Below are 12,639 nucleotides of genomic sequence, written 5' to 3' on the forward strand. Positions count from 1 at the left end.
CACGCACATTGAGGGGGAGATGGATTAGATGTTGGAATTTGATTTTGAAATGGAGAGCTTAGCTCAAATAAAAGTAATCGGAGTAGGTGGCGGCGGAAGCAACGCTGTTAACCGAATGATTGAGAATGGTGTGCAGGGTGTTGAATTCATTACGGTCAATACGGATGCTCAGGCACTCCACCTTGCTAAATCCGAACATAAACTGCAAATCGGGGACAAGCTCACTCGCGGACTTGGTGCCGGCGCCAATCCTGACGTAGGCAAGAAGGCTGCGGAAGAATCCCGCGATTTGATCATGAACACCCTGAAGGGTGCCGATATGGTATTCGTTACGGCCGGTATGGGTGGCGGAACCGGAACGGGTGCTGCACCTGTCATTGCTGAAATCGCTAAGGAGTGCGGGGCTTTAACGGTTGGAGTTGTCACACGTCCGTTTACGTTCGAAGGACGCAAGCGTGCTTCCCAAGCGGAGCTTGGCATTGAAGCATTGAAAGAGAAAGTGGACACACTCATCGTCATTCCGAATGATCGCTTGCTGGAGATCGTGGATAAGAAGACACCGATGCTGGAAGCGTTCCGAGAAGCTGATAACGTGTTGCGTCAGGCCGTTCAGGGCATTTCTGATCTGATCCAAGTACCGGGTCTGATCAACCTTGACTTTGCCGACGTGAAAACGATCATGACAGAACGCGGCTCGGCCCTGATGGGTATTGGACTGGCTACGGGTGAGAACCGTGCCTCCGAGGCTGCCCGCAAGGCGATCATGAGCCCGCTGCTTGAAACCTCTATCGAAGGTGCTCGCGGTGTGATCATGAATATTACGGGAGGGACCAATCTTTCCTTGTATGAAGTGAATGAAGCGGCCGAGATTGTAACATCTGCTTCTGATCCGGAAGTGAACATGATCTTCGGTGCGATCATTGAGGAAAGTATGAAGGATGAAATCAAGGTAACGGTTATCGCTACCGGCTTTGAGAGCAAGCCTGCTCAAATCCCGCCGGTACGTCGTCCTGGAATGCCGCAAGGGGAACAACAGCAACAACAGCAGCCGGAAACGGACAAGAGTAATGTAAATCTGAAGCCGTTTGGCAATCAGAGCAGCAATGATCAGCTTGATATTCCTACTTTCCTTCGCAATCGTTCCCGCAATAATGATTAATAACGGTAAGCCTGTGCTTCGTCATCATGATGAAGACAGGCTTATTTTTATATCCACGCCTCGTCATCTTCCATTTATTTTATTTACAAGGCCAACAGCTGATGCTGTCACACTTTCACGAATGAAAGTCCAATCAGCAATTACAGTGGAAATTAAGGATATTCCCCGAACTTTCCTGCCATGATAGAGATCGCCGATAACGCTAAGAGGCTGCTCCTGGTACAGGTCTCTAAAAACTGCCCTTCATCGACAAAAAAAGTCTGTAATCCGCCCACAGGTTTAGACAGACTTTGAATTCTATTCTTCTTATACTAGTAACATCTCCCGTTGCCCAGAAAACAACAGAAGGATAACCGAAGTGATTCTTCGACTAGGCAGGTGAACAACCTGGTTGTTTATATTGATCTCATATTTTTGGCAAACCTCGTCATTGACTGCATGTTGCTGGCTTTGACCGCCTGGATGCGCAGGGTCAAGCCAAGGTGGTGGAGACTCGTATTATCCTCTGTGGTAGGCGCACTGTATGTCGTCATGATGTTTGTCCCGCAACTCTCATTTTTGTTTACTTTTCTCATCAAATTTGGACTTTCGTTGATCATGTTATGGATTGCTTTCGGCTTTGCAAGCTTACAGAGTTATCTGCGAAATTTGGGAGCATTTTATATGGTGAATTTTGCGGCGGCCGGAGGCATTATCGGTGTTCATTACCTGGTCCAAAATTCGGGAGAACTGTTTAGCGGGATATGGTATACGACATCGGGAGGACTATCGTTTGAATTGAAGGTGGGATTCTGGTTTGCGTGCATTACCTTTTTTGTAGTTGTATTCGGATTTAAAGCCGTTCAGACCACGAAACGTAAAACCGAGAACCGGGAGGCCTTATTGGGAGAGGTGTCGGTATGGATCGGCAGCGCCAAAATATCCTGTGTGGGGCTGCTCGATACAGGTAACCAATTGAGTGATCCCTTAACCCGCACGCCGGTTATGGTGATGGAAGCAGCACTGTGGGAAGCCCACCTGCCTCAGGGATGGAGCAAACAGTTGATGGAGGGGGAACCGGACAAATTAATCATGGGGCTCGCGGCAGAGGAATTTGAATGGCAAGACCGTCTGCGGCTTGTTCCCTATCGCGGTGTCAACCGGGGGGCTGCTTTCATGCTTGCGTTAAAGCCCGACATGGTACGGATCGAACTGGGAGGATTTGAATATTCGGCATCCAAGGTGTTGATTGGTCTTGATGGCGGGACGCTCTCGGGTGACAGGGCATACAGGGCCATTATCCATCCGGCATTAACGGAAGGAGAAGGTACGACGAAGATGGATGCCAATTCAAACAAGCCGGTGTCCGATGGAAGCTGCAAATCCGAGGTGGACGCTTCATCGCTCAATGGGGGAACCGGTCCGGAATCAGGTGCAGCCAAGAACGCAGGATGATAACCATGAAGCCATTTTCATAGTGTTCGAGTTTGCCATCAATACGGCGGACTCATGAATAAGTCTTTGAAAACCTTTATGACATTTCCAGAGCATGCCGGACTAGAAGAATTGAAATTACGTTTATGAAGCCAGTTATCCCTACGGGAAAACGTTTAGGAGGATAAGAGATGCCCGTTAAATGGAGATTAGCATTGCAGCTGCAGTATTATCGCGTACTTTTTTTGCTAGGCCTGAAGAGTCAGGAAATCTACTATATCGGAGGAAGCGAGGCGCTCCCGCCGCCGCTTACGAAAGAGGAAGAGGAGTTCTTGCTCAAGAAGCTGCCTACCGGGGATGCAGCCACCCGTGCCATGCTTATCGAACGTAACCTGCGTCTGGTCGTTTACATTGCCCGCAAATTCGAGAACACCGGCATTAACATCGAGGATTTGGTATCGATTGGTGCCATCGGTTTGATTAAGGCGGTGAATACGTTTGACCCGGAGAAAAAAATCAAGCTGGCTACATACGCCTCGCGCTGTATTGAGAACGAAATTTTGATGTATTTGCGCCGGAATAACAAAACCCGCAGCGAGGTTTCTTTTGACGAACCGCTGAATATCGATTGGGACGGCAATGAATTGCTCTTGTCCGACGTATTGGGTACCGAGAATGACACCATCTACCGTAATATCGAGGAGCAGGTCGACCGGAAGCTGCTGCAAAAAGCGCTGGATAAATTAAGCGACCGGGAACGCATGATTATGGAGCTTCGTTTTGGTCTTCAGGACGGTGAGGAAAAGACGCAAAAAGACGTGGCAGATCTGCTTGGAATCTCACAATCCTACATTTCCCGATTGGAGAAGAGAATTATAAAGAGGCTCCGCAAAGAATTCAACAAGATGGTGTAACTGGAAATCGTAAGGAATAAAATAGCCCCCCTCGGAGATAATGTACAGTAATGTTTCTCCTTGGGAGGTTAGTCATCATGACGCGAAACAAAGTTGAAATTTGTGGTGTGGATACGTCAAAACTGCCTGTTCTGACGAATGTGGAAATGAGGGAACTGTTTCATAATCTGCAGCAGAACAATGAACGATCGGCTCGAGAAAAACTGGTGAACGGCAACCTGAGACTGGTGCTCAGCGTCATCCAAAGGTTTAACAATCGGGGAGAGTTTGTTGATGATCTGTTTCAGGTGGGCTGCATCGGATTGATGAAAGCCATCGACAATTTTGATTTATCGCAAAATGTTAAATTTTCCACTTATGCCGTACCGATGATTATCGGAGAAATACGTCGATATTTAAGGGACAATAACCCGATTCGCGTCTCCCGATCACTGCGTGATATTGCTTACAAAGCACTTCAGGTCAGGGATCAGCTGACAAATGCGAACTCGCGTGAACCGACGATTTTTGAAATTTCCGAAGCGCTGAACGTGCCCAAGGAAGACGTTGTTTTTGCACTAGATGCTATTCAAGATCCCGTTTCGCTGTTTGAGCCGATTTATCATGACGGTGGCGATCCGATTTATGTGATGGATCAAATCAGTGATGATAAGAACAAAGATGTGTCCTGGATTGAGGAAATTGCGCTCCGGGAAGCGATGCACAAGCTCGGACAACGCGAGAAAATGATTTTATCCATGCGGTTTTATGAAGGCAAGACCCAGATGGAGGTTGCGGATGAAATCGGCATCTCCCAAGCTCAAGTGTCCCGCCTGGAGAAGTCAGCGATCAAGCAGATGCAGAAGCACGTCAAAACGTAAGAAGACCAGCAATCAAACGAACAGATAACGATCCCGTTTATGGGATCGTTTTTTTAATTTTAGATAAGCTATTTTACCTAAGCGGCTCATATATTGAACAGAGGGATATGGATTGAAGATGATGGACGGCAAACCTTCAAATACATCTAAGGTGTGATGCTTATGATACCTGATAATCAAATGGTGGGGAAAAAGATGAAAATTTCTGATTTTCAAACGAAGGATGTTATTAATATCATTGATGGCAAACGGCTCGGACAGATCAGCGATCTGGAGCTGGACTTGCGGCAGGGCCGGATTGAAGCGATTGTGGTGCCAAGTTACGGTAAATTTATGGGGCTGTTCGGCGGCGGGAGCGATCTGATCATTCCGTGGCGGAATATCGTCAAGATTGGCTCGGATGTCGTCCTTGTCAAAATGGAGGAATTGCGAAGAACGCCCGATGATCAGGAATCGGTGGAATACCTGGACCGGCCGGACCGGCGATCCTTCTAAACAGACGGATCCGGTTAATGTGTCTCCGGCGTGGGTTTTCTGTTACACTGGTCATAGAGGTGGGATGCGCATGGAACCGTTTGTTAGACAAGATCAGCAGACACCGAGTCTGTTTGTGCTCGAAAAATGGAGTGGGGGATCAGGAAGCGCCGCACTCACGGCCGGCTTCACAGGCCGGCATGGCGGCGTAAGCCGAGCCCCCTATGATAGTTTGAATTTGGCCTTTCATGTCGGAGACGAGCCGGGCGACATTGTAGAGAACCGGAAACGAACCGCTGCGGCGTTGGGTTTTTCTCTGGAAGACTGGACTTGCGGTGAACAGGTCCATGATGTTCAGATTGGCGTGGTTCATGATAAGGACAGGGGCAGAGGGAGTTTGGACCGAGCCTCGGCTTTTCAAAATACGGATGGACTTGTAACCGATGTTCCCGGCGTTTTATTGACGTCCTTCTACGCGGACTGCGTGCCGCTTTATTTTTGGGATCCGGTTACGGCTGCTGTCGGTTTGGCACACGCTGGCTGGAAGGGGACCGTGGGAAGCATCGCTGAGAAAATGGTCGACAGGATGGTTGTGGAATACGGAAGCTTGCCCCAGCACATTCACGCAGCGATTGGTCCATCCATAAGCGAGTGCTGCTACGAGGTGGATGATCGGGTCATGGATCGTGTCCGCGATATCGGAATCGAGGAATTCACATCCGAGAAAGTTACAAATTCAGCTTTTTATATCGACAAGGGACACGGGAAATACATGCTGAACTTGAAAGAAATAAACAGACACATTATGATTAAAGCAGGAATATTGGCGGAACATATCGAATGTACATCATGGTGTACAAGCTGCAATCATGATCTGTTCTTCTCTTATCGTAAAGATGGAGGGACAACGGGTCGTATGGCAAGCTGGATCGGGATGAGAAAGAGGTGAGTCGTCCCTTGAGTTTGAAGGAACGTATCGATCAAGTGGAACAGCGAATCACGGAGGCTTGCGCAAGAAGCGGCAGGAACCGGACGGATGTAAATATCATTGCGGTTACTAAATATGTCTCCTTGGATATGACAGCTTCGGTACTGGATCACGGACTTTTGCATATCGGCGAGAACCGCTGGCAGGATGCCCAGGCGAAGTGGAACGCTCTTGGAAACCGCGGCACATGGCATTTCATCGGCCATCTTCAGACCAATAAGGTTCGGGATGTCATTGATAAATTTCAATATATTCATTCGCTCGACCGCTTGTCTCTGGCCCATGAGCTGGAGAAGAGGGCTGCTGCGCTGAATCTGCAGGTATCCGCCTTTATGCAGGTCAATATCTCGGGCGAGGAATCCAAGTATGGTTTGCCTCCTGAGAAAGCAGCCGAGTTTTTGAAGGAAATCAACAGTCTTTCACACGTAAAGGTGACCGGACTCATGACCATGGCTCCATACGAATCGTCGGCGGAGCAGACGCGTCCTGTATTTCGTGGTTTAAGACAACTAAGAGATGAGCTGAACAAGCAGGCGCTTACGGCGGAGCCATTGACCGAATTGTCCATGGGCATGTCCAATGACTTTGAAGTAGCCATAGAGGAAGGGGCGACCTGGGTGCGTCTCGGCTCGATTTTAGTAGGGAAAGAGGAGGATTGACGATGGGCGTGATGAACCGGTTTATGAATTTCTTGGGACTGCAAGAGGAAGAAGAAGTTGTGGAACGCGAGGTTCTGGCCTCGCAGGAAGAGCCGGTGGAGGCAACGCCGTTTGATCATCGGAAGAACCAAAAAAGCGGCAATATCGTAAGCATTCATTCACAGAAGAACGTGAAGGTTGTATTAGTGGAGCCTCGTTCATATGATGAAGCACAGGAGATTGCAGATCATCTGCGGTCATTCCGAACGGTTGTGGTCAACCTGCAGCGTGTGAGGAATGATCAGGCGCTGCGCATTATCGATTTTCTCAGCGGAACCGTGTATGCGCTTAGCGGCGGAATCTCGAAGGTGGGCGGGAACATCTTCCTATGCACGCCGGATACCGTGGAGATCCAAGGTTCGATCTCGGAGATTCTAGCAGACGAGCATGAATATAACAGAATGAGGTGATTTAGGCTTTGACCTACGAAATTATTAGCGTTGTTAGCACGCTATTCCGTATTTACTTCTACATGATTTTAGTTTATGTTTTGATGTCATGGCTTCCGAATGTGAGGGAAAGCTTTGTCGGCGAGCTGCTCGGCAAGCTGGTAGAGCCTTATCTGGCGCCTTTCCGTAGGTTCATCCCCCCGATTATGGGCATGATCGACATTTCACCAATTGTTGCATTGTTTGTGCTCCAGTTAGCGGAGCGAGGCGTATACGCGATTCTCGGCTATCTCCTTGGGTGAATAAGCGATGAAACTGGACATCTACGATCATTTTCACAAGGATGAACGGGAGTTTGTGGACCGGGCTTGGGAGTGGGTTGTCAATGCCGGACAATATCATGAAGCGAAACTGACGGATTTTCTGGATCCTCGCCAGCGATTCATTCTGGAATCGCTTGTGAATCGTCATCCGGATGTGCATGCCATGTTTGATGGTGGACATGCTGATGCAGAACGCGTCCGGGCGTGGATCGCTCCGGATTACCGAGCGCTTGAAGGCGAGGATTTCAAGATGAAGGTGCTCAGCATTTCTTCCGGAGATCAGAAGTTTCTGGAGCTTGAGCATGGCGACTACATGGGTTCGATTTTGGGTCTTGGCATTAAGAGATCGAAGATTGGTGACATCCATGTGCTCGCGGACGGCTGCCATGCGGTCGTTGCGGACGATATCAGCGCGTTTCTCCATCTGAATCTCAGCCAGGTCCACCGGGTGCATGTGATGACGGAACTGCTGCCGCTGGACAAGCTTGAGGTTGCCCGCACGAATTTCGAAACGATGGATATTACGGTATCTTCCATGAGACTGGACGGAATCGCCAGCGATGCATATCGAATCAGCCGTACGAAAATCGTGGTGCCGATCAAGGCTGGCCGATGCCGCGTGAACTGGAAAGTGGAAGAGGACCCCTCAACGAATTTAAAAGAAGGCGATGTCGTTTCCATCCAAGGCTTTGGACGGTTTAAAGTTTTGGAGACAGGAAGCCTGACGAAAAAAGGGCGGTACCGTATCAAGGTTGGGAAATATGCCTGACCTTTGAAGGAATTGCCGTTTTTTTGTCGAATGAGTACAAAGTGTTATTCAAAATAACAATGGATTTACCGATAAATCGTAAATGACCGCTATTGTCTTCACGGACGGGTGGTTTGGCTAACACAGCGGATGAACCGTCCTGTAAGGCCCATATATTTAGGAGGTGCACACCATGCCATTGACGCCGCTTGATATACATAACAAGGAATTTGCCCGTCGAATTCGGGGTTATGATGAGGACGAGGTCAACGAGTTTTTGGATCAGATTATTAAGGATTATGAAAGTGTGATCCGGGAGAACAAAGAGTTGGGCAACCAGCTTATTGCGATGCAAGAAAGACTGGATCATTTTTCGAATATTGAGGAAACCTTGTCTAAGACCATCATTGTCGCTCAGGAGGCGGCGGATGAGCTGAAGAACAACGCGAAGAAGGAAGCCCAGCTGATCATTAAGGAATCCGAGAAGAATGCGGATCGGATCATTAATGATGCGCTCGGTAAATCCCGCAAAATCGCGCTTGAGGTTGAAGAACTGAAGAAGCAGGCTTCCATCTACCGCACCCGCTTCCGTTCCCTGGTTGAGGCGCAGCTGGAGCTGTTGAAACAAGAAGGCTGGGAGACGCTCGAGAACCGGGAACCGAGTCTTGAACCAAAAGAAGTATACTAGGCGGGTATCCGGTTGACTTTTTCCGTGAAAAAGTCTATAACTAATAACATATTGTTGATTCATACAACCATTCGTTGATGGGAATAGTACGCGAAGGATCTGTTCCTCAGAGAGCCGGCAGTTGCTGAAAGCCCGGCGTTCAGACCAAGCAGAAGATCATCCCGGAGAAGTGAAGCTGAAGCGTTTAACCGCGTGCGTAAGCTGAACCGTCAGCCGAACGTTATATCGGACCTTGCCTATTACGAACAGGCATGGACATTGAGGTGTCGCTCGAGCAGACTTCCATATTTGAAGTCGGCCGTGCGAAATTAGGGTGGTATCGCGAGAACTGGTTCTCGTCCCTTGGGGGATGAGGCCTTTTTTTATTTTCACAGAACATTTACGAAAAAGGGCGAGTTCAAAAAGGTCGGTTTTCAGCACCGAGGCTTATGCTTCCGATGTGCGTTTTTTCAAAACGCTTCAGTTGGATGAAGCTAGGGAGTGAGGAGCGGAGCGTACGTAGTTTGTACGTGAGCACCTGAAATGTTTCCGTAGGAAACATACTTCGGAAGCTACTACTTAGGCCCGGCTGAATTCAAGATTCGATGCCGAGTTGCTTCTTGATTCACTTCGTGTTAGATATAGAATTTATGAGTTATCAGTGGAACTGATGAAATTCTATATCGCAAGAAAACCTACCTATGCATCGCGGTCGCTCATCCTTGAAGTGGCCTCGATAGAGGTTTTCTTATCAAAATCGGACTTTTTGAACAACCTCGAAAAAGAGTGAAAGGAAGATCTGTATGAACAGAGTAGACGTCAAGGAGAAGGCGCGGGCCAGAGAGCTGCGCATCTTGAACAAATGGAACGAGGAGAACACGTTTAAGAAATCAATCGAGCTGCGGGCCGGCAAGCCGAATTATGTATTCTACGAAGGTCCGCCGACCGCTAACGGTGCGCCGCACATCGGTCACGTCCTTGGCCGCGTCATCAAGGATTTTGTGGGCCGTTATCAGACGATGAAGGGCTACCATGTCGTTCGGAAAGCGGGCTGGGATACGCACGGGCTTCCGGTTGAGCTTGGCGTAGAGAAGCAGCTTGGCATCTCCGGCAAGCAGGAGATCGAGAATTATGGCGTTGAAGCTTTTATCAAAAAATGCAAAGCCAGCGTATTTGAATATGAGCACAAGTGGCGCGAGCTGACCGAGGCAATTGCTTATTGGACCGATCTGGATCATCCCTACATCACGCTTGAGAACAACTATATCGAGAGTGTATGGAACATTCTGGCGACGATTCATGATAAAGGCCTTCTGTACCGCGGTCATCGCGTGAGCCCATACTGTCCTTGCTGTCAGACTACGCTCAGCTCCCACGAGGTGGCGCAAGGTTATGAGGATGTTAAAGACCTTAGCGCAACGGCGAAATTTAAGCTGCATGACGGCGGAGAGTATGTACTGGCATGGACAACGACGCCTTGGACGCTTCCATCCCACGTGGCACTGGCTGTGAATCCCGATATGGATTACGCCCGAGTCGAGCAGGAGGACGGCATCTATATCGTGGCGAAGAATCTGGTAGAGGATGTCATGAAGGGCGACTTTACCGTTCTGTCCACACTCAAAGGTTCCGAGCTGGTCGGCAAGACTTACGATCCTCCGTTCCCGTTTGTAAAAGCGGAAAAAGCGAATCTCATCGTCGGCGCATCCTTTGTTACCGATGCAAGCGGTACGGGGATTGTGCATATGGCTCCTGCGCACGGTGAAGATGACTATCGCGTATGCCGCGAGAATGGCATCAGCTTCGTGAGTGTGGTGAACGGCCAAGGCCGTTATACCGACGAAGTGACGGATTTTGCCGGACGCTTCGTGAAGGATTGCGATCTGGACATCGTGAAGGCATTGTCTGAAAAAGGACTTCTGTACAGCAAGGAGAAATACGAGCACAGCTATCCATTCTGCTGGCGCTGTAAATCCCCGCTGCTCTATTATGCGATGGAGAGCTGGTTTATCGAAACGACAGCGGTTAAGGATCAGTTGATCGCGAACAACAATGAGGTCACCTGGTATCCGGGCCATGTGCGCGAAGGCCGCTTCGGCAAGTTCCTTGAAGATCTGGTCGATTGGAATATTAGCCGGAACCGTTATTGGGGAACACCGCTTAACGTATGGGTCTGCGATTCTTGTGAAGGGCAATTCTCGCCGCACAGCATTGCGGAGCTTCGGGCTAACGCCGTAGGCGAGGTAGCGGAGGATCTGGAGCTGCATAAGCCGTATGTGGATGAAGTGAAAGTGAAATGCCCTCACTGTGAAGGCGGCGTCATGGAACGGACCTCGGAAGTCATCGACGTATGGTTTGACAGCGGATCGATGCCGTATGCGCAATACCATTATCCATTCGAAGACAAGGAGAAATTCGAACAGCAGTATCCTGCTGATATGATCTGCGAAGGGATCGACCAGACGCGCGGATGGTTCTACAGCTTGCTTGCCGTATCGACTCTCTTTACGGGTAAAGCGCCTTATAAAGCGGTTATGGCCACAGGACATATTCTTGATGAAAACGGACAGAAGATGTCCAAATCCAAGGGCAACGTCATCGATCCTTGGGAAATCATCGAAGAGTACGGCACAGATGCGTTCCGTTGGGCGCTGCTCGCTGACAGTGCACCATGGAACAGCAAACGCTTTTCGAAAGGAATCGTAGGCGAAGCCAAATCCAAGGTTGTCGATACGCTGGTGAACACCCATGCGTTCCTGACATTGTATGCCGGCATCGATGGCTATGATCCGAAGGAGCATGACTTCAAGGGATCGAACCACAAGCTGGACCGCTGGATTCTGTCCCGACTGAACAGCTTGATTCAAGTGGTTGACAAGGGACTGGCCGTGAATGATTTCCTGAACGCGGCCAAAGCAATCGAAGCTTACGTGGATGAGCTGAGCAACTGGTATATCCGCCGTTCGCGCGACCGTTTCTGGGGCAGCGGACTCGGGGAGGATAAGCTGGCCGCATACGGGACGCTTACGCACGTGCTGTTGACCCTCTCCAAGCTGATGGCACCATTCACGCCGATGCTGTCCGAAGATATCTTCGTCAACTTGGGCGGCGGTGAGAGCGTGCATCTGGCCGACTTCCCGCAAACAGACGAAGCGTTGATCGACAAGGCGCTCGAGCAGGACATGGAGACGGCTAGACAGATCGTAGAGCTTGCGCGCAACGTCCGCAACGAGACCGGGATCAAAACGCGTCAGCCGCTGTCTGAGCTCATCGTATCCATGGATCGCGAGTTTGATCTCGCGGGATATGAAGACATCATCAAGGATGAGATCAACGTCAAAGCGATTGAGGTGGAGACCAGCGACAGTGGTTTCGTTGATTTCACGCTGAAAATGAACTTAAAGGTTGCAGGCAAGAAATACGGCAAAAATATCGGCTTCCTGCAAGGGTTCCTGAAAGCCATGAGCAGTGACGAGACCCGCAAGGTGGTCCAAACGGGCGGCGTGAACGTGACATCGCCGGAAGGTGAAGAATTACAGATCACGTCCGAAGAGCTGCTGGTGGAGAAGAAAGCGAAGGAAGGCTTCGCATCCGCTTCAGGTTATGGCTTAACCGTTGCGCTTAATACGGATATCACGCCGGAGCTCGAGCAGGAAGGCTGGGTTCGCGAAGTGGTGCGTGCCGTACAGGATACGCGGAAGAAGCTGGACCTGCCGATCGAGAAGCGGGTGAACTTGACGCTCGATGCGGATGAAGAGCTTAAAGTTGCGATCACCGCATTTGAAGATGTGCTGCGCGAGAATGTCCTTGTGAACGATTTGCAATTCGGACAAAGCGAAGGCATGGAGCGGGTTGAGCTTGGCGGCAAAACCATCGGCATCCACATCGCCTAAGTTATAAATTGGTTAAAAAACACTGCCCTTATCTACAGGGGCAGTGTTTTTTTGTATTCATAAAAAATATCGATTCCTTAAGGGTGTTCTCACAAACGAATGAGATGCTTCCC

12 protein-coding genes are annotated in these 12,639 nt (G+C 49.6%); all 12 read left to right on the plus strand.

Annotated elements, in window-relative coordinates:
• Nucleotides 1-28 precede the first annotated feature (28 nt).
• Nucleotides 29-1,159 carry a cell division protein FtsZ gene (gene ftsZ / locus AC0VZ8_RS09440; RefSeq protein ID WP_194541671.1) on the plus strand — a complete coding sequence of 377 codons (1,131 nt, stop codon included), beginning with the start codon at nucleotides 29-31 and terminating at the stop codon, nucleotides 1,157-1,159.
• A 387-nt stretch (nucleotides 1,160-1,546) separates the two neighbouring features.
• On the plus strand, nucleotides 1,547-2,593 hold the full coding sequence (gene spoIIGA, locus AC0VZ8_RS09445) for a sigma-E processing peptidase SpoIIGA (RefSeq protein WP_475487667.1): 1,047 nt from the start codon (nucleotides 1,547-1,549) through the stop codon (nucleotides 2,591-2,593).
• A 170-nt stretch (nucleotides 2,594-2,763) separates the two neighbouring features.
• Nucleotides 2,764-3,486 (plus strand): RNA polymerase sporulation sigma factor SigE, encoded by a 723-nt coding sequence (sigE, locus tag AC0VZ8_RS09450; RefSeq protein WP_071222992.1) that lies wholly within the window; start codon nucleotides 2,764-2,766, stop codon nucleotides 3,484-3,486.
• Between the two features lie 77 nt (nucleotides 3,487-3,563).
• A complete protein-coding gene (gene sigG, locus AC0VZ8_RS09455; protein WP_006209087.1) occupies nucleotides 3,564-4,346 on the plus strand; it encodes an RNA polymerase sporulation sigma factor SigG in 783 nt (260 codons plus the stop codon).
• Nucleotides 4,347-4,541: 195 nt separating this feature from the next.
• The gene (locus AC0VZ8_RS09460; RefSeq protein ID WP_233354800.1) at nucleotides 4,542-4,841 is read left to right on the plus strand and encodes a YlmC/YmxH family sporulation protein; all 300 of its coding nucleotides are present in this window, start codon (nucleotides 4,542-4,544) and stop codon (nucleotides 4,839-4,841) included.
• Between the two features lie 70 nt (nucleotides 4,842-4,911).
• Nucleotides 4,912-5,769 carry a peptidoglycan editing factor PgeF gene (gene pgeF, locus AC0VZ8_RS09465; protein WP_475486703.1) on the plus strand — a complete coding sequence of 286 codons (858 nt, stop codon included), beginning with the start codon at nucleotides 4,912-4,914 and terminating at the stop codon, nucleotides 5,767-5,769.
• 8 nt (nucleotides 5,770-5,777) lie between these two features.
• Entirely contained in the window at nucleotides 5,778-6,467 is a 690-nt protein-coding gene (locus tag AC0VZ8_RS09470; RefSeq protein WP_260064230.1) for a YggS family pyridoxal phosphate-dependent enzyme, read from the plus strand.
• A gap of 2 nt (nucleotides 6,468-6,469) precedes the next feature.
• A complete protein-coding gene (locus AC0VZ8_RS09475; protein ID WP_009589651.1) occupies nucleotides 6,470-6,916 on the plus strand; it encodes a cell division protein SepF in 447 nt (148 codons plus the stop codon).
• Between the two features lie 8 nt (nucleotides 6,917-6,924).
• On the plus strand, nucleotides 6,925-7,197 hold the full coding sequence (locus AC0VZ8_RS09480) for a YggT family protein (protein ID WP_220686033.1): 273 nt from the start codon (nucleotides 6,925-6,927) through the stop codon (nucleotides 7,195-7,197).
• A 7-nt stretch (nucleotides 7,198-7,204) separates the two neighbouring features.
• A complete protein-coding gene (locus AC0VZ8_RS09485) occupies nucleotides 7,205-7,987 on the plus strand; it encodes a YlmH family RNA-binding protein (RefSeq protein ID WP_216533916.1) in 783 nt (260 codons plus the stop codon).
• 172 nt (nucleotides 7,988-8,159) lie between these two features.
• Entirely contained in the window at nucleotides 8,160-8,654 is a 495-nt protein-coding gene (locus tag AC0VZ8_RS09490; RefSeq protein ID WP_071222998.1) for a DivIVA domain-containing protein, read from the plus strand.
• 782 nt (nucleotides 8,655-9,436) lie between these two features.
• On the plus strand, nucleotides 9,437-12,526 hold the full coding sequence (gene ileS / locus AC0VZ8_RS09495) for an isoleucine--tRNA ligase (protein WP_475486704.1): 3,090 nt from the start codon (nucleotides 9,437-9,439) through the stop codon (nucleotides 12,524-12,526).
• Nucleotides 12,527-12,639: the final 113 nt, after the last annotated feature.

The organism is Paenibacillus sp. QJM3NY_38 (assembly GCF_056173265.1).